The sequence below is a fragment of the Heyndrickxia sp. FW510-T9 genome (assembly GCF_058781025.1).
Window position 1 is genome coordinate 40,269 of sequence record NZ_JBYSWK010000018.1, and the last position, 17,082, is coordinate 57,350.

A 17,082-nucleotide genomic window follows, 5' to 3' on the forward strand; every position below is an offset into this window, starting at 1 on the left:
AAAGCATAAACGCTTACACCCCTCATTTTATCACTGCAAAGTAATAAGATAAAGGCATTAAGCCACTTTTTTAAATATTACTCAAATTTTGTAATACCTAAAAAAACAGACCATATATTTAAGACAAAATAAATCAACTTTCCCATCTACCAAAATTTTAACCATATTCATCTTACTACTATTTGCAAGAAAATCAAATGTTTTTGACATGAAAAAAGAAAAAAATGCCGTAATATATTCCTTTACACTTTTGTTAGGCAAATGCATATATTACTGTAGGCATGTTATTGATGTCGTATGAGTTTTGGAAGGAAGTGGGTGATGTCCTTGTTTCCGTGGAATATGTTTCCCTTTAATAGTGATATGACTAAATTACTTCAACAAATGAACCCCCAAGATATGGAAAAAGGTGTACAAAATATGATTTCCCAATTCATGCCAAAACAATGGGAAGGTATGTTTGATCATAATGATATGCTTTCTAGAGCTTCTAGTATTTTTCCACAAAGCAACCAACAATCAAATAATCCTTCACCAACAAACTTAACTTCAAATGTTTTTGAAACCTTTGATGACGTATTTGTGCGTATTCCAATTAGTGAGGACATGATTAATAACATAAAAATTTACCATACCTCTAATCAATTAATCATTGAAAACAGTTCCGATAAAAACAGAGAAACCATCACTTTACCAGCACTTGTTAAGAAAAAAGGAACAACAGCTCAATATAAAGATGGAATATTGGAAATAAAAATGCCAAAAAGCGCTGATCTACAATTTACTGAAATAGATGTGTCTGAGAGGTTATAAGAAAAGTGGAAGCACCTTGAGCATCGGCGTACGGAGGAGACAGAGAAATGAGAAATCAGCTAGCCTATTGGCAAATGGAGTTAGACTTAACTAAAAGGCCGATGAATGAAATCATCGGCCTTATCTATGGAGCGGCAATGTTAGTGATATGCTAGTTCCTTCACCAAGGGTACTGGAGGCATTGATCGATCCAGAGTAGCCTTCCACTAAATTTTTTGCAATAGCTAAACCTAAACCATTACCGCCTTTTGCCCGACTGCGAGCTTTATCAACACGATAAAAACGATGGAATATTTTTGATAAATCCTTTTCAGGAATCCCTACTCCATAATCCCTGACGGTAATCTTTAAATCATCATTAGTTTCTTCTACAAATATGTCTACTTTTTTAATTTTCTCTGAGTACTTTACAGCATTATCAAGTAAGATGATCATAATCTGTTCGAAATGATTTTCGCTCATCTTTATGACTGCATACTCTAGTTTGTCGTAATGGAGTGAGAATTCAAAATCCTCATGAATTATTTCAAAATTTTTTACGATTCTGTTCAAAGTTTTCATTACTACTGTATTTTGATCAAATCTTTTGTTTTCAACTTGTTCTACTTTTGATAAATCTAAAAGCTCTTGAACTAAATTTTTCATTCTTTCAAGCTCTTGAAGAGATGCTTGAAGTGATTCATTTAAAATATCAGGATCATTTTTACCCCAGCGATTTAAAAGATTCAAGTGCCCTTCCATAATTTGCACTGGTGTCCTTAATTCGTGTGAAGCATCCTCCACAAATTGTTTTTGCTGATTAAAGGATAATTCAATTCGATCCATCATTTCATTAAAAATATTGGTCAGCTCACCCATCTCATCCTGCGACTCGCTCGGTTCCATTCTTTCCTGGAAGCCTTTTTTGCGAATACTTTTCATCGTATCGGAAAGTTTTTTCATAGGCTGTAAAAAACGCTCCGCCATTAAAAAACCGATAAAGCCACTTAATAATAACGATACAGCACCTAATATGGACATGATTAAAAATAAGCTTGTCATCATTTGATGGTATCTTGTTAGTGGATCAACCACACCTATATACCCACTAAAACCACTTGAAACAATTGGAGCACGTCCCACATATATTTTCTTGCCATCTACCGTTGTAAGGTCAACCGTTTTTTCTTTAACAGGCTCGAATTCGATTAGGGGGGACTTTGGTTTTTTATTATTATTTTTTTGTGTAATTGCTATACCAATCAATTTCTGATTAAGTACATATAAAGTTTGATCTTTTTCAAGTAATTGTTTTGTAATATCTGAATTGTTTTTAATATCTTCCATAGAGCTAAAAGGACGATTTTTATAAAAATTTACAATTTCACTTAATTCCTGACTTATATTAGAGGCTTCTTCATGCAACATGACCTGCCTAATAACCGTATATTGAATAGAGCTAAAAATAAAGAAGGTAAAAAAAATGGCGGCACTTCCGCCAAGCGACCATTTTACTTTTAATGAACTCTTTTGATACCAACTACGTAGGAACTTCATTCACGCATCACATACCCTGTACCGCGAACAGTTTGTATATAACTTTCTTCACTAGGTTCATCAATTTTGTTTCTCAAATAACGAATATATACATCCACTACATTTGTCTCCACTTCTGTCTCATAGCCCCATACCTTATTTAGCAAGGCCTCACGGGTCATTACGATATTTTTGTTTTCCAGAAGGGTCAACAGTAAATCATATTCTCTTTTTGTTACATCTATTAATTGATTTTTCTTCTTTACAATTCTGCTCTCTTTTTCCACATATAAATCCCGATATTGATAACTAGTCATATTTGTTTGCGTTTCATGGGACTCGATTCTTCTTACGATTGCTCGTAATCGTGCAAGCAGCTCCTCGATTGCAAATGGTTTTACTATGTAATCATCTGCACCATGATCAAGACCCGATACTCGATCCATCACACTATCACGAGCTGTAATCATAATAATCGGTGTTTCTTTTTCCTGCCGAACTCTCCTGCAGACTTCGAGTCCATTCAAACTAGGAAGCATTAAATCGAGTAAAATTACATCCCATTCTTCTTCTAACGCAAATTGGAGTCCTTCCCGACCATCATAGGAAACTTTAATTTCATATCCCTCATGCTTCAGTTCCAGTTCAATAAACCGAGCTAAATTCTTTTCATCTTCAATTAGTAAGATTTTCTTCATCTTTTTCACCTACTAAAACGTTAAGTTTTCCTTAAGTTTACTTTAAACATTTGGTCTATGACAAACTCTAATAAAAAATAATACCTTTTCAAAAAGAAAGCTCCCTCCTAAAAAGTCGTTTGGCTTCCAGGGGAAGATTCATTTCTTTATTGGAGATGCCCGATCTTTGAAGTATTATTTAATATTTGTCTTGGAAGAAATAAAGTTAATAAATGCATGAACAATTTCAATTGACTGAAAGGCTACTAGTGACACTGCTGTCAAACTAAAGAATACAACTGGGATAATACGTACCCACATATTATTCGCCTCCTTAGATTGTTCATCTTCAACATTACCAACTTTACATGAGAAACAGATTAAAATTATCTAAATTCTGGATAAAAAAAACACCGGCTAATTTTAGCCGGATTTAAAGAAGGAACTTTATAATGAGTAAAATAATAAGGGGAGCCAAACCGACATGTGTCGAGACTCAAAATCATTATAAGAGGGATTTCCTATATTTTCATGAAAGGAAGATTAGAAAATCATGAGAAATAAAAAAATATTAGCCTGTCAATTTCCGATAGAATTTAACCTCTCTTTATGAATAAAATGATATCGATCCACAATCTCCATCACTTGCTTTACCGCATCTTCAATATTATCGCTGAACACTCTTTCAGACTGAATTATATATTTATCTTCTTTATGAATGTATTGTGGATCATAATAATCATCTATTAGTATTTCAATCAAGGTTATATATTGATTGCTTTCTAAAACATCATATATTCTTTGTTTCCAGTCGGTTAGTTTGACTCTCTTACTTACATATTGTAAAGCTGTGCCAACGTTTTCTTTAAATTGTTGATAGTTTTCATTTAGTTGAACATATTCCTCATATATTCTTTGTATTCTTGCCTCTTTAGAAGACGATACATATATATGAATGGCATTATCTCTTAGAGCTAATAAAGAATCAGGTTGTACTGCATGTCCAATTCGTTTACTTTCCCCCTCCATGAGCACATATGGTGAGTGTTTTAAAGAAAGTAATTCATTAAATAACAGACCATCAAATGTTTTTTGATTATGCGGGATTCTTCCATCGATAGCCCCAAAAAGAGATCCTTTATGATTCGCCATTCCCTCTAAATCTAGCACAGGATATCCTTTTTGCTTTAATTGCTTTAATATCTGTGTTTTTCCTGTTCCTGTCATTCCATGTAAAATGATTGCTTTGCCTGGTAGTAATTCAGGAATCATCTCTAACGATTTTTTTCTAAAGGCACGGTATCCACCTTTTAATCTATACACATGAAGTCCTGAAAATGTAGCAAACTGCGCAACGGATCCACTGCGCATTCCACCACGCCAGCAATAAATTAAAGGTTTTTTTCCGGATTCTTCAATTTCTTTAATATTTTTCATCAAAAACGGAATTTTCGGCGATACAATCTCCATCGCTCTCCACTTTGCAGCATTTGCTCCAACTTGTTTATATAAAGTCCCAATTTCTGCACGTTCTTCGTTTGAAAAGATGGGAATATTAATAGAATGGGGAATAGCACTCTCGGAAAATTCTAATGGGGAACGAACATCCATTGTTACGTATTTATCCTTTTCAGCAAGCCACTCTTCAACTGTAATATCTTGTGACATAAATTCAATCCTCCAATTCTCTTCCCTTTCATTTTATCATATCCAAATTCTTATTGTGTTTAAACAAGTGACCTATTTATGATTATACTAGTTGTGCAAAGTAGATAATGGGTTTGATAAACTTTATATAGGTATCAAAAAAACAGCAAAGAGAGATTCTTCGCTGTTTTTTTGATACCTATTAATTTTTCATTCTCGGATCTAAAGCATCCCTTAATCCATCCCCAATTAAGTTGAACCCTAGTACCGTTAACATGATCGCAATACCAGGGAACAAGACGGTCCACGGTGCTTGAATGATAAAATCCTTTGAATCAGATAACATTTTTCCCCACTCTGGTGTCGGGGGCTGTGCACCTAATCCAAGGAAACCGAGTCCTGCCGCTTCAATGATGGCTGTCGCAATCGATAATGATCCTTGCACAATAATAGGTGCCAAGCTATTTGGAAGAACATGGTGCAATAAAATTCGACTATCCTTCATTCCAATCGCCTTTGCTGCAGTAATATACTCCTCTTCTTTTACTGTGAGTACTCTTGCCCTTAAAAGCCTTCCGAACGTTGGTATATTAATAATTGCAATCGCGATTAAAGCATTTCGTAAAGATGGACCAAGCATAGCGACAATTGCGATAGCAAGTAAAATACTTGGAAACGCCAGTAATATATCAAATATCCTTGAAATAATGGCATCCAGCCATCTTCCATAATATCCTGCAATAATGCCAAGAAAAGAACCCATTATGGCAGATCCTACAACAGATAAAAATCCAACTCTAAGTGATACTCGCGCTCCATAAATAACGCGACTAAAAATATCCCGGCCGAAATCATCCGTACCAAACCAATGCTTTGCAGATGGAGGCAGATGCTTGTCCTTAAAAACTTGGTCATTTATTCCATACGGCGCAATGAATTTGGCGAATACTGCCATTAGGATAAAGAAAACAACAATAATTAAGCCAATAAGGGCAACTTTATTTTTCCTAAAGCTTTTCCATCCCTCTCGCCACGGAGATATCAATGGCTCTTCTACAATGGGTTTCTGTGTAACGGTAGTTGATAATTCAGACATTGAATCTACCTCCTCAAATTAATATTTTATCCGTGGGTCGATGGCGGCATAAAGTAAATCTATGATGAGATTAATCAAAACAAAAATAAGTGCAACGACAAGTATTCCAGATTGAATGACAGGGTAATCCCTTGACTGGATCGCATCATATATATATCCTCCAATACCAGGCCAGCCAAAGATAGTCTCAGTTAATATCGCTCCACCCAATAGTAAACCTGTCTGTAATCCAATAACAGTTAATACTGGAATAAAAGCATTTTTCAAGGAGTGCTTATATACAACCCAAAACATTCTTAAGCCTTTCGCTCGAGCCGTTCGAATAAAATCAGAACGCATTATTTCCAGCATACTCGATCTTGTCATCCTTGCAATAATCGCCATTGGAATAGTTGCTAAAGCCACACTAGGCAAAATTAAATGCTTAATGACAATAATGAATTGATCAAATCTGCCCTCCAATAGGGTATCGATTAAATATAGATTTGTAATTGCTTGAACAGGATCACGAATATCATCCCTACCTGTCGTTGGCAATAAATTCAAATGAATAGAAAATGTATATTGCTCCATTAAACCTAGCCAGAAGATTGGCATGGACACACCAACAAGTGCTAAAAGCATTGCAACATAATCAAACCATGAATTTTGAAACCAGGCTGAAATAATACCTGCATTTACGCCAACAATAATCGCTATGATCATTGCCACAACAGATAATTCTATAGTTGCACTTAAATACGGCCAAATTTCATGGGTGATTGCATCTCCTGTCTTTAAAGATGTTCCTAAGTTTCCACTTAATAGATCTCGAATATAATGAAAAAATTGTAAATATAGAGGCTGATCTAATCCCAATTGCTTCGTCAACGCTGCAATGGACTCCTTTGTAGCATGTTGACCAAGAATCATTTGCGCCGGATTACCAGGAATAGCATGGATTAATGAAAAGACAATGATCGCCATCCCTAATAAGACTGGAATAAGCATAAATAAGCGGCGTATTGAATAGGCAACCATTAATACTTCCCTCCCATTTTATGTATCTACCTTTTACAAAAACCTTAATTTCTTGTATTCTATAACCGATTTTTTTCTAACAATCTAGCAATTTTTGAGAATAAAAAGGGGAGAAGAATTCTCCTCCCCTATTTGTCTAGTCAATGGATACATCTGCAAAGCTTTGCGAACCAGTTGGATGTGGGAAAAACCCTTTTATGGTGCTCTTTCCAGCCAACAATGGTGTAGAGTGTACCAATGGAACCCATGGCGCATCATTATGAATGATCACTTGCGCTTGTTCGTAAAGCTCATTACGTTTATTTTCGTCAGTTTCTGTTTGAGCTTGAATTAGCAATTTATGAAGCTCATCATTTGAATACTGAGAATTGTTGTTTGACCCAATAGCATCCTTATCTAATAAGGCGTATAAGAAGTTATCAGCATCACCGTTATCACCAGTCCAACCAACGATATACATTGGAGCTTCACCTTTAGCAAGCTTATCTAAATAAGTTCCCCAATCCATTGTGACAATTTTAGCTTTTACCCCGATTTTAGCGAAATCAGCTTGAAGTGCTTCAGCCACTTTTTGACCATTTGGCATATACGGACGTACAACTGGCATTGTCCATAAATCTACACTAAATCCATCTTTATATCCTGCTTCTGCAAGAAGTTTCTTAGCTTCATCCAAGTTAAAGTCATAATCCTTAATATCATTATTATAACCGCTAACAGATGGCGGTATCGGATTCTTTGCCGGAATTGCCGAACCTTCATAGAAGTTTTGAATCAGAGCTTCCTTATTTACCGCATGACTTAATGCAATTCTTACCTTCGGATTATCAAATGGTTTCATTTTCACATTAAATCCAAGGTATGCTAAATTCATAGACGGGCGTTTAAATAATTGTAAATTTTTATCTGATGTTACTTTCTCCGCATCACTCGGATTTAAACCATCAATTAAATCGACATCCCCTTTTATTAAAGCATTTAATCTTGCAGAGTTGTCCTTAATTACCTTTAAAATCACCTTATCTACTTTAGGTAACCCATTTTGCCAGTATTTATCATTTTTAACAACTGTAATGGCATCATCGCGTTTCCAGCTTTCAAATTTGAATGGACCTGTACCAACTGGATGCTCGATATACTTATCCCCCCATTTGTCGATTGCAGCAGGACTGGAAATCGAGAATGGAGTCATAGCAAGATTTTTCAAGAATGGTGCTTGAGGTCGAAATAATGTGAATTCAACTTTATAAGTATCCAATGCCTTCACTTCTTTAATTACAGCCGCGTCTTCACCTTTGAAACCCCCAAATTGAGATTGGTAATAAGGGAATTTATCTACATTTCCATTTGCCCAACGGTCAAAGTTTTTCACAACTGCTTCTGCATTGAAATCAGTACCGTCGTGGAACTTGACTCCTTGTTGTAGCTCAAAGGTATACGTTTTTCCATCAGGAGATATATCCCACGACTTTGCTAATGATGGTTCAATTTCCGTTGTTTCTTTTTTGAATTTCACTAACGTTTCAAATATTTGTTCTGCCACAATCAAGGATTCGCCATCTGTTACAGCTGCAGGATCAAGTTTTACAGCATCCCCACCACGTGCATAAACAAGTATCTTTTGCTTTCCTGGTGATTTTCCGCCACTCGATTGGGATGACCCGCAGCCCATTAAAGCGAGTGATAGAATGAGGATTGATACAAATACTCCCCATAATTTTTTCTTCATGTTATTTCCCCCTTGTCTTTTTTTGTATTTTATTAAAGGCTCTTTTCTTAAACTTTGTTGTTTTGCAAATGGAAGCTTTTAACCTTCCTTTTTCAACTTAAGTATTGTTAGCCTTTTTAAGAAAAGATGCCGCGAAACCAAGATAAATTAGCATTTAATACAATTTACGAAAGATACGATTTGCATAACAATCTCATTTAAAATGGTATGTTCAATCTTCAATGAAGATGACACGCAGCGAAATGGCCACTTTCAATTTCTTTAAATTCAGGTTTCACACTTTTGCATTGTTCCATTGCATACGGACAGCGTGTATGGAATGCACAACCCTTAGGTGGGTTGGCTGGACTTGGAACATCCCCTTGAAGAATGATTCTTTCTTTTTGAAAATCAACATCTGGAATGGGAACCGCAGACAACAAAGCTTGTGTATACGGATGTTTTGGATTATTGTAAACTTCCTCACTATCTGCAAGTTCGACAATCCTGCCTAGATACATAACTCCCACACGGTCGCTAATATGTCGTACAACACCTAAATCATGCGCTATAAATAAATAGGTAAGATCAAAGTTTTTTTGTAAATCTTTTAAAAGATTTAAAACCTGTGCCTGAATGGAAACATCCAATGCGGACACTGGTTCATCCGCAATGATTAGTTTTGGATTAAGGGTTAATGCTCTGGCAATACCGATACGTTGCCTCTGTCCGCCGCTAAATTGATGAGGATACCGTTTTAAATGGTATTCGTTTAGTCCAACAACTTCTAAAAGCTCTTTTACTTTTCTTTTTCTTGCCATTCGATCTTTTATACCATGAACGATTAAAGGTTCTTCCAATATTTTCCCGATAGTATGCCTTGGGTTTAAAGATGCAAAAGGATCTTGAAATATCATTTGCATCTGTCCTCGCATTTTCCGTAGTTCCGTTTTAGATAACTTCATAATGTCCTTATCTTCGAAGGTAATCTTGCCACTTGTTGGTTCAAGGAGTCTTAGCAGCATTCTGCCAGTGGTGGACTTTCCACAGCCGCTTTCTCCGACTAGCCCTAAAGTTTCCCCTCTATGTATCGTAAATGATACATCATCAACTGCTTTTACCTCACCAACGCTTGTACCAAGAACACCGCCTCGTACTGGAAAAGACTTTTTGAGGTTCTCTATTTTAATCAGCGGTTCATTCATCATTGGGCTACCTCCGTATCATCATGAAGAAAGCACCTAATTTTTTGTCCATTTGGCAAACTCTTTAACTCTGGGGTTTCAGTAAGGCAGCGCCCAAAAGCGTGAGGACATCTTGGTGCAAAGTGACAGCCATATTCAATGGATCCGGGTTTTGGCACATTTCCAGGGATTGATTCTAAGAGATCTTTTTTTGTCCTCATATCTGGAATCGAGTTAATTAACCCGACTGTATAAGGATGCTTGGGAGCTTTAAAAAGCGTTCGAACATCTGCTTCTTCTACAATTTTTCCGCTATACATTACTATGATTCTTTGGCACATTTCCGCTACAACACCAAGATCATGTGTAATCATTATAATGGCAGTATCTGTATCTCTATTTAACTTCTTCATTAAATCAAGTATTTGAGCCTGAATCGTTACGTCCAATGCAGTAGTAGGTTCATCGGCTATTAATAACTTTGGTTCACAAAGCATAGCCATCGCAATCATTACCCTCTGCCTCATACCTCCTGACAACTGGTGAGGATATTCTTTCATTAACTCTTCTGCTCGAGGAAGACCTACTTTTTTAAGCATATCAATAGCATGAACTTTGCACTTTTTCTTCGACCAATTTCTATGAATTTTGACTGCTTCTATTAATTGATCTCCAATAGTAAACACAGGATTTAAGCTTGTCATTGGCTCTTGAAAAATCATTGCTATATCATTGCCTCGTATATTTCTCATTCGTTTCTCAGAGGCATGAACCAAGTTCTCACCATTAAATACAATTTCCCCATCCACTTTTCCATTTGAGGTTGGTATAAGTCCCATTATGGATAAGGAGGTGACACTTTTTCCACATCCTGATTCTCCAACAATTCCAAGTATTTCCCGTTTGTTTACAACAAAGTCCATTTCATTCACAACTGGGATGACACCACTATCTGTAACAAACGAGGTATTTAATGCAGTTACTTCTAAGACCGGACTCTCCATGTTACCGCTCCCTTCATTGTTGAATTTCTAGTAAGCCTTAACAAACAGCAATTATAAATGCTTGTCCAGTGAAAATATGCACAAAAAATAATTCTATGTTTTCTAAACATTCTACCTTTAAATATTTTATTTGAAAATAGTTTTTATAAAAAATTTTGAAATTTACAAAAAATAGAGAGTTTTCATGTTCATAATGAAAGACTCTCTATTTTGTATTCTTTTGGAAATTACAGATAAGGAAGATGAATTTTCGATCTACATTTAAATGCTCTTTGTGTGGTACTAATAAGAGCTGAAGTGTTCATAATCTTGTTAAACGCTTAGTAAACTTATCTCGCATATCTTCAGCTAACTCTTTTATTTGCAGGATTTTCTCGATTCGTTCGATAGTTAATTGATGAAAAAATGTATCGATCGTAAAATGAACATCGATAAGTTGGGGATGTTTTTCCAATAATTGAATCTTAGAATCATGTTCAATCATCCCTTCCTCCAAAACTCGAGCAAAATAACCTGTTCTACAGGTTTCGATAATCCTTTTTAATATGATATCTAAATTATTGTGCTGTGAAATCGTTGCACATGGAATACGTCCTTGTGTGATTTGAACAGTAGCCTCACCTATTTGATATATATCTCCAATACAAATGGAGTTTTCGACCATTCCTGTAACAGTTAAATTTTCTCCAAATGATGGAAGTGGGAATTGTTGATAAAACTCTTCTTCCCAATCTTGATAATGTTCGAAAGCATAAAAACAAACAGCACGATCTGCTCCCCCATGATAATCAGTATTTGCAACACCATCATTTGCAAAACCATTCTTGGATAACCAACATTCACGAATAGGTTTTTTATCAATCCCTGTGCTATATTGTTTTTCCCTAAACACAGTCGTTTTGGGTAATCCTATATTAAGACTCTTTATTTCCATTTTAATCACCTTTCTAATATGTATGTGCACATCTTTCTAAAAAAGTTGTACTTTAATTCCATCATAAAAAAAGCAAATAAGTAAATAGTAAGGATAGTACCTAAAGAGAGGAAATTAAAGATGGAACATGTAAATGATACTGTAAAAAATGATGCAAACCAAGATGAAATTCACAAAAAAAGATGGGAAATTGTATCAATTGCATCGATTCCCTTAATTATGACACTAGGGAATTCTATGTTAATTCCAGTATTACCGTTGATGGAGAAAAAACTAGACATTTCCAAGCTTCAATCTAGTTTAATCATAACTGTTTATTCCATTGTTGCAATATTTCTAATACCAATTGCAGGATATTTATCAGACCGATATGGAAGAAAAATAGTTATCATCCCATCATTACTCTTAGCAGGAATTGGAGGAGTAATTTCAGCATGGGCGGCTTGGAAAATGGGTAACCCTTATACCATGATCTTAATTGGCAGAATTCTACAAGGAATAGGAGCAGCTGGTGCAGCACCGATTGTTTTGCCCTTAGTAGGGGATATGTTTCGAAGGGATAAAGATGTAAGTGCGACATTAGGAGTTATTGAAACATCCAATACTTTCGGAAAAGTTTTAAGCCCCATATTAGGATCATTTTTAGCAGGGTTTATTTGGTACTTACCTTTTGTTTCCATTCCCGTATTCTGTATTATTTCAGTCATATCTATTATTTTTTTAGTTAAAAAACCTAAAAATGATAAAAAAGGGCCAGATTTTAAAACATTTATAAAAAATACAAGGGAAGTTTTTCATCAGCATGGTCGCTGGTTATTTGCTGTCTTTATCATCGGTGCAATCTTAATGTTTGTCTTATTTGCGGTTTTGTTCTATCTATCAAACGTACTGGAAGATACTTATCATTACCATGGAGTGAAAAAAGGATTCATCCTTGCCATCCCACTTGCTTGTCTTTGTTTAGCATCATTTATTGCTGGAAAAAAAATAAAGGACAATATGGTTTTAATGAAATGGATTACCTTTATTGGTCTTGTATTAGCAGGAGCATCCGTTTTAGCAGTAAGCTTATCGAACCAATTTATTTACTTGATTATTGTCTTTCTAGTATGTGGAATCGGCATCGGTGCTGGACTTCCTTGTTTGGATGCGCTCATAACTCAAACGATTGAGAAAAACGTAAGAGGCACCATTACTTCTTTTTATAGTTCAATGCGATATATCGGTGTTGCAGCTGGCCCACCAGTAATGGCGTTTTTTATGAAAAATAATTTAATGGTCATGTTTATGATATTAGCTGTTTGTTGTCTAATCGCAGCTGTTTTAGCATTTGTATCCATCAAACCAAATAAAGAAAATGAGCAAGAAAATAAACCTGTCCATTCATCTGTTTAAAAATAAGAAGCAAATCAAAAAGATTTGCTTCTTTTGACGTTCGTTATACGCAAGGTTGATACTGATACGACAACATATGCAATAAAAGATAGTAAAATTGGAATAACTACGGTATGCATTCCGAAAAGGTTAGGATGAAAACGGTCAAATAAAATATAGCTGCACATACCAATGATCATTGAGGAAATCGCACCGTATTTGTTGCCATTTTTCCAATAGAGCCCAAGGACAATCGGCCAAATAAATACTGCTTCCAGTCCGCCAAATGAAAATAAATTTAGCCATATTAATAAATCAGGTGGATGAATCGCTAAAAAGAAAATGGCAACGCCAACAATCGTGGTAGTCCATAAACTTAAACTCTTGATTTTTTTGTCTTCTGCATCCTTATTAATGTAGCCAATATAAATATCTTTTACTATTGCCGATGAAACGAGTATCAAAATAGAATTAACAGTTGACATTATCGCAGCCATTGGAGCAGCTAATACAATTCCGGCTAGCCAAGATGGCAATACTTTCATTGTCACAATCGGCATTACCGTATCCGCATTATTTATTCCAGGGACAATGGCTCTGGCTAATACTCCGATAAAATGCATTCCAAACATAATGACTCCAATAACAATAGTACCTATAATAATTGCTCTGTGCATAGCTTTGGCATTTTTATAAGACATAGCCCTGATAGCTATTTGCGGAAGTCCCACTACCCCTACTCCAACAAGAATCCAGAAGGAAGATATATATGTAGGGGTCAAGCTTCTATCAGAACCATACGGGCTAAGTAAATTAGGATTTTCCTTCCTTAAATCCGCCATAATATTTTCAAGACCACCACCAGCTTTTACTGTGGCTATAAGGAGAATTATAGTCCCTAGAAGCATGACAATTCCTTGAATCGTGTCAGTAAAAGCAACAGCTCGAAAACCTCCGATAATAACATATAGGAGAACGGAGACTGCAAAAATAAATAGAGCTGTAGTGTAGGAAACTCCTAATATGGATTGCATCAATCTTCCACCGCCAACCCATTGAGCAGTCATAGCTGAAAATAAAAATACGATTATACTGATAGCTGCCAAGATATTTACCCAATTTGAATCATAACGAGCTTTTAAAAAGTCAATCAAAGTAATAGCGTTATATTTCCTTGACATAATAGCAAATTTTTTCCCTAATACCATCAAAACAAAATATCCTGTGACAACCTGACTCATGGCAAGCAAAACCCAAGCTAAGCCGTAATAATATGCTGCACCTGGCCCACCAATAAAGCTACTACCACTTCCGTACGTTGCAACCATTGTCATTGCTAAAATAAATCCACCGAATTGCCTATTCCCTAAGAAGTATTCCTGGACAAACGAATTAGATGTATTTACATATTTAAGAGCAAACATGCCTACAATAAAGAAAATGATAAGAAATAATAATAATGGAATAATAACTTGTATATTCATTGCCTTTACCCTTCTTCCTCAAAAGGAACTTCCTTGAACAGAAATTTCACTGTTAGTATTACCAGAATGACAACCACAAAGAATCCTAGAATACAGCTGTAGAAAAACCACGCTGGCAATCCCCAAATATATGTATACTTTTCCACTTTTTCCTTGCCTAATCCATAGGCAAACCCATACCACCAAATAAAATGAAAAAACGCTAAAGCAACTCCAATCCAAGCTTCCCTTTTAGCAATTCTAAAACGAACCTGATCTTTCAAACTTCAAAACCTCCCCAAAATATAAATATGTATATTCGTTTGTTTACATAATATTATTATTGTAATCTAAATCGTGTTTTTGAATAAATTGTTGAATTAATGTATTTAGTATACGAGATTTTCTTGTTGGTATTTGATGACCAATAGAAGAAATGAAATGAATTTCAGTATCAATGATTTTTGGGTATAACTGAACATGATGATTTATATAATCCGATCTAGTCCCATACAAAAGCATTAACGGTGCATAAAATTGGTCCAGCCTGCTTAAACTGTTATACTGTAAAGATACTTTATAGAAACCCTCCCATATATTCTGATTTGACTTTAAAATATGCCTATACATTTCATCTTGTAATTTTTTTTCATGAAAGTGACTGATAGCTAAGATCTTTGCTAATACTTTCGGAAAATGTTCCGCTAAGTAAATTCCAATTAAATGTTCATTTTTCAATAGTGCTGAGTCAATTTTTGGGTACCCACCAGATAATATAACTCCTTTCACATGGTTTGAGAATTGAATTGCATATTCTTGTACAATAATCCCTCCTGCAGAATATCCAAAAAGAAATAATTGATCTACATTTATTTGTAGTCTAATAGCCTCAATTTCTTCTATGTATGTTTCCACTGTAATGTTAGTGGCGCTGCTTGGGCTGTCTCCATGTCCACTTAAGTCTGGAATTATCAATCTATATGCTTTTGCTAATGGCAACTGTTTTATAAATGTTTTTCTTCCCATTCCGGGTGGATGAACAAATAATATAACTGAACCTTGTCCAATATCATCATAAAATATATTTTTATGTTTCATTTTTACAACAGGCATTCTGTACCCCCTTAGAATTAACAAAGGTGAAGCAAGTAGCTTCACCTTTTCTTAGGATTTCCAATTATGATTATTTTATGAAATGTGTCTGTTCCTTTTTTCTATTAATTTTTTCGATAATCGTTAATTACTTCTTTTGTCTACTTTAGATTCTTATTTTATTTACGTATTAATCATTTTTTACATCATTCTTCTATATATTTAACATAAAGCATTACAATTGGAAGAGGTGTAACGATGATAAAAAAGACCATTTTTCTAATTACTCTTATCCTTCTAATTATTCCTTTTTATGCATTTGCAGACGATATCACTAGTGCAGGTAATATCTTAGATAAGTATTTACAAAAAGAACGCCCTTACTACAAAAATGGTTCCGTTAAACTTACCGATACTAAAGAGTTCCAAGCAGATGTTACCGAGAATGGGAACACTGAAAATCGAAATATCATGGCTATATTTGCGAAATATACTGATGTGAGGGACAGTATTTTTTATTTTCATGAAAGCGGAACATATTTCTATGATATAGATAATCAAAAAATATTAGATTCTTCAGCTACCATTAACGGCAATGATGCTTCTTCTTTTTCCGAACATTATTTATCACAAATAGACACAAGTCTTTCCGCACCTTCATTAATCTTATTAATGCTATCATTATTTATCGGACTTTTTATTATTCCTATTATATCAGTTAAATTATATAAGCATGCTTAGACTTCTTTAATTAATAAAAATAGAAGAGGAGTAAATGATCAGCTTTCCTGTTCACAATACTCCCTCTCTTTTTTAACAAAGTAATGTGAGAAATGTCCGTCGTGAATTTCTAAGCAATTTAATTGGTGACCATAAACACACGCACCATCAATGCCAATTTTTTTATTACCATAAAAAATATTTGGGTCATCTTGAAGCATAAAAGTTGGCGTGTGACCATGTATTATCGTTTGGTCAAATGGATGATCAAAATGTAGAAATGGATCTCTAATCCAAATAAATTCATGGTCACTCGTATTTTTCCAATCATTATAGTTAGGATTAATACCTGCATGGACAAAAATAAAGTTGTCCATCTCATAATATAAAGGCAAGCTACCAAGAAAATCTATGAGGTCTTTATTTGAATCCAAAATTATTTTTGCCCAATTCCTATATGTATCTTCTTCTGCCATCTCCACAGTTAAATTTTCCGAAATAAATGATTGAATCGTTGCTAGCCCGCCATTTCGGAAATACCTTTCAAGTGTTTCAATTGGCTCACTTAACCAATCATAAAACATTTGATCATGATTTCCCCTTAGAGCAATCACACCACATGTTTCTACTAGTTCTTTTACATATTCAACGACTTCCTTACTATTTTCACCTCTGTCTATATAATCACCTAATAATATTAATTGATCATTTGATGATTCAAAGTTTGCAATTTTCAGCAACTCTTTAAACTCTTTTAAACAACCGTGAATATCACTGATTACAAGTATACGCTTCTCTATTGCACCCATCTCCACTCTGTCCTAATCCATTTCGT

General features: G+C 34.9%; 17 protein-coding genes. 3 read left to right on the forward strand and 14 right to left on the reverse strand.

Going from position 1 to position 17,082, the window contains the following annotated elements:
* Positions 1-363 precede the first annotated feature (363 nt).
* Positions 364-813 (forward strand): Hsp20/alpha crystallin family protein, encoded by a 450-nt coding sequence (locus AC3WJF_RS11270; protein WP_492452171.1) that lies wholly within the window; start codon positions 364-366, stop codon positions 811-813.
* A 120-nt stretch (positions 814-933) separates the two neighbouring features.
* On the opposite strand, the gene AC3WJF_RS11275 is transcribed toward AC3WJF_RS11270, so the two are convergent.
* The 10 genes from AC3WJF_RS11275 to AC3WJF_RS11320 all read right to left on the reverse strand — a co-directional run bounded on the left by AC3WJF_RS11275 (position 934) and on the right by AC3WJF_RS11320 (position 11,598).
* Complete coding sequence (locus AC3WJF_RS11275; protein ID WP_492452173.1) at positions 934-2,349, reverse strand: HAMP domain-containing sensor histidine kinase; 1,416 nt, start codon at positions 2,347-2,349, stop codon at positions 934-936.
* Complete coding sequence (locus tag AC3WJF_RS11280) at positions 2,346-3,026, reverse strand: response regulator transcription factor (protein ID WP_492452175.1); 681 nt, start codon at positions 3,024-3,026, stop codon at positions 2,346-2,348. Before AC3WJF_RS11280 ends, AC3WJF_RS11275 begins: the two co-directional genes overlap by 4 nt.
* 174 nt (positions 3,027-3,200) lie before the next feature.
* Complete coding sequence (locus AC3WJF_RS11285) at positions 3,201-3,326, reverse strand: hypothetical protein (protein WP_492452177.1); 126 nt, start codon at positions 3,324-3,326, stop codon at positions 3,201-3,203.
* 258 nt (positions 3,327-3,584) lie between these two features.
* Positions 3,585-4,673 carry a tRNA 2-selenouridine(34) synthase MnmH gene (gene mnmH, locus AC3WJF_RS11290; RefSeq protein WP_492452179.1) on the reverse strand — a complete coding sequence of 363 codons (1,089 nt, stop codon included), beginning with the start codon at positions 4,671-4,673 and terminating at the stop codon, positions 3,585-3,587.
* A gap of 181 nt (positions 4,674-4,854) precedes the next feature.
* Positions 4,855-5,748 carry an ABC transporter permease gene (locus AC3WJF_RS11295; protein ID WP_492452181.1) on the reverse strand — a complete coding sequence of 298 codons (894 nt, stop codon included), beginning with the start codon at positions 5,746-5,748 and terminating at the stop codon, positions 4,855-4,857.
* Positions 5,749-5,766: 18 nt separating this feature from the next.
* Positions 5,767-6,768, reverse strand: coding sequence for an ABC transporter permease (locus tag AC3WJF_RS11300; protein WP_492452183.1), 1,002 nt, complete (start codon positions 6,766-6,768; stop codon positions 5,767-5,769).
* Between the two features lie 136 nt (positions 6,769-6,904).
* Positions 6,905-8,497: an ABC transporter substrate-binding protein gene (locus AC3WJF_RS11305; RefSeq protein ID WP_492452185.1), complete on the reverse strand. Its 1,593-nt coding sequence runs from the start codon at positions 8,495-8,497 to the stop codon at positions 6,905-6,907.
* A gap of 218 nt (positions 8,498-8,715) precedes the next feature.
* On the reverse strand, positions 8,716-9,681 hold the full coding sequence (locus AC3WJF_RS11310) for an ABC transporter ATP-binding protein (protein ID WP_492452232.1): 966 nt from the start codon (positions 9,679-9,681) through the stop codon (positions 8,716-8,718).
* Positions 9,681-10,664, reverse strand: a complete 984-nt coding sequence (locus tag AC3WJF_RS11315) for an ABC transporter ATP-binding protein (RefSeq protein ID WP_492452187.1) — start codon at positions 10,662-10,664, stop codon at positions 9,681-9,683. The genes AC3WJF_RS11310 and AC3WJF_RS11315 overlap by 1 nt, the downstream gene beginning before the upstream one ends.
* A 301-nt stretch (positions 10,665-10,965) precedes the next feature.
* Positions 10,966-11,598, reverse strand: coding sequence for an MOSC domain-containing protein (locus AC3WJF_RS11320; protein ID WP_492452189.1), 633 nt, complete (start codon positions 11,596-11,598; stop codon positions 10,966-10,968).
* Between the two features lie 120 nt (positions 11,599-11,718).
* Here AC3WJF_RS11320 and bcbE point away from each other — a divergent pair, with 120 nt between their 5' ends.
* Complete coding sequence (bcbE, locus tag AC3WJF_RS11325; protein WP_492452190.1) at positions 11,719-12,993, forward strand: bacillibactin exporter BcbE; 1,275 nt, start codon at positions 11,719-11,721, stop codon at positions 12,991-12,993.
* Between the two features lie 14 nt (positions 12,994-13,007).
* Here bcbE and panF read toward each other — a convergent pair whose 3' ends face one another.
* Genes panF through AC3WJF_RS11340 form a run of 3 tightly spaced genes read right to left on the reverse strand, consistent with a single transcriptional unit; the run spans position 13,008 to position 15,548 of the window.
* Positions 13,008-14,456 (reverse strand): sodium/pantothenate symporter, encoded by a 1,449-nt coding sequence (gene panF, locus AC3WJF_RS11330; protein WP_492452192.1) that lies wholly within the window; start codon positions 14,454-14,456, stop codon positions 13,008-13,010.
* Positions 14,457-14,461: 5 nt separating this feature from the next.
* A complete protein-coding gene (locus AC3WJF_RS11335) occupies positions 14,462-14,719 on the reverse strand; it encodes a YhdT family protein (RefSeq protein WP_492452194.1) in 258 nt (85 codons plus the stop codon).
* Between the two features lie 43 nt (positions 14,720-14,762).
* Positions 14,763-15,548, reverse strand: a complete 786-nt coding sequence (locus tag AC3WJF_RS11340) for an alpha/beta fold hydrolase (RefSeq protein WP_492452196.1) — start codon at positions 15,546-15,548, stop codon at positions 14,763-14,765.
* Positions 15,549-15,785: 237 nt separating this feature from the next.
* Here AC3WJF_RS11340 and AC3WJF_RS11345 point away from each other — a divergent pair, with 237 nt between their 5' ends.
* Complete coding sequence (locus AC3WJF_RS11345; protein WP_492452198.1) at positions 15,786-16,268, forward strand: hypothetical protein; 483 nt, start codon at positions 15,786-15,788, stop codon at positions 16,266-16,268.
* 38 nt (positions 16,269-16,306) lie between these two features.
* Here AC3WJF_RS11345 and AC3WJF_RS11350 read toward each other — a convergent pair whose 3' ends face one another.
* Positions 16,307-17,056 (reverse strand): metallophosphoesterase family protein, encoded by a 750-nt coding sequence (locus AC3WJF_RS11350; RefSeq protein ID WP_492452234.1) that lies wholly within the window; start codon positions 17,054-17,056, stop codon positions 16,307-16,309.
* Between the last annotated feature and the right edge of the window lie 26 nt (positions 17,057-17,082).

Excerpts from the sequence above, each read along its gene's own strand:
- AC3WJF_RS11280 (WP_492452175.1), bottom strand. The coding sequence starts at position 3,026 with ATGAAGAAAATCTTACTAATTGAAGATGAAAAGAATTTAGCTCGGTTT.
- AC3WJF_RS11305 (WP_492452185.1), bottom strand. The coding sequence starts at position 8,497 with ATGAAGAAAAAATTATGGGGAGTATTTGTATCAATCCTCATTCTATCA.
- AC3WJF_RS11300 (WP_492452183.1), bottom strand. The coding sequence starts at position 6,768 with ATGGTTGCCTATTCAATACGCCGCTTATTTATGCTTATTCCAGTCTTA.
- AC3WJF_RS11285 (WP_492452177.1), bottom strand. The coding sequence starts at position 3,326 with ATGTGGGTACGTATTATCCCAGTTGTATTCTTTAGTTTGACAGCAGTG.
- AC3WJF_RS11310 (WP_492452232.1), bottom strand. The coding sequence starts at position 9,681 with ATGAATGAACCGCTGATTAAAATAGAGAACCTCAAAAAGTCTTTTCCA.
- AC3WJF_RS11350 (WP_492452234.1), bottom strand. The coding sequence starts at position 17,056 with ATGGGTGCAATAGAGAAGCGTATACTTGTAATCAGTGATATTCACGGT.
- AC3WJF_RS11275 (WP_492452173.1), bottom strand. The coding sequence starts at position 2,349 with ATGAAGTTCCTACGTAGTTGGTATCAAAAGAGTTCATTAAAAGTAAAA.
- AC3WJF_RS11315 (WP_492452187.1), bottom strand. The coding sequence starts at position 10,664 with ATGGAGAGTCCGGTCTTAGAAGTAACTGCATTAAATACCTCGTTTGTT.
- AC3WJF_RS11340 (WP_492452196.1), bottom strand. The coding sequence starts at position 15,548 with ATGCCTGTTGTAAAAATGAAACATAAAAATATATTTTATGATGATATT.
- AC3WJF_RS11295 (WP_492452181.1), bottom strand. The coding sequence starts at position 5,748 with ATGTCTGAATTATCAACTACCGTTACACAGAAACCCATTGTAGAAGAG.
- AC3WJF_RS11345 (WP_492452198.1), top strand. The coding sequence starts at position 15,786 with ATGATAAAAAAGACCATTTTTCTAATTACTCTTATCCTTCTAATTATT.
- panF (WP_492452192.1), bottom strand. The coding sequence starts at position 14,456 with ATGAATATACAAGTTATTATTCCATTATTATTATTTCTTATCATTTTC.
- mnmH (WP_492452179.1), bottom strand. The coding sequence starts at position 4,673 with ATGTCACAAGATATTACAGTTGAAGAGTGGCTTGCTGAAAAGGATAAA.
- AC3WJF_RS11270 (WP_492452171.1), top strand. The coding sequence starts at position 364 with ATGACTAAATTACTTCAACAAATGAACCCCCAAGATATGGAAAAAGGT.
- AC3WJF_RS11320 (WP_492452189.1), bottom strand. The coding sequence starts at position 11,598 with ATGGAAATAAAGAGTCTTAATATAGGATTACCCAAAACGACTGTGTTT.
- bcbE (WP_492452190.1), top strand. The coding sequence starts at position 11,719 with ATGGAACATGTAAATGATACTGTAAAAAATGATGCAAACCAAGATGAA.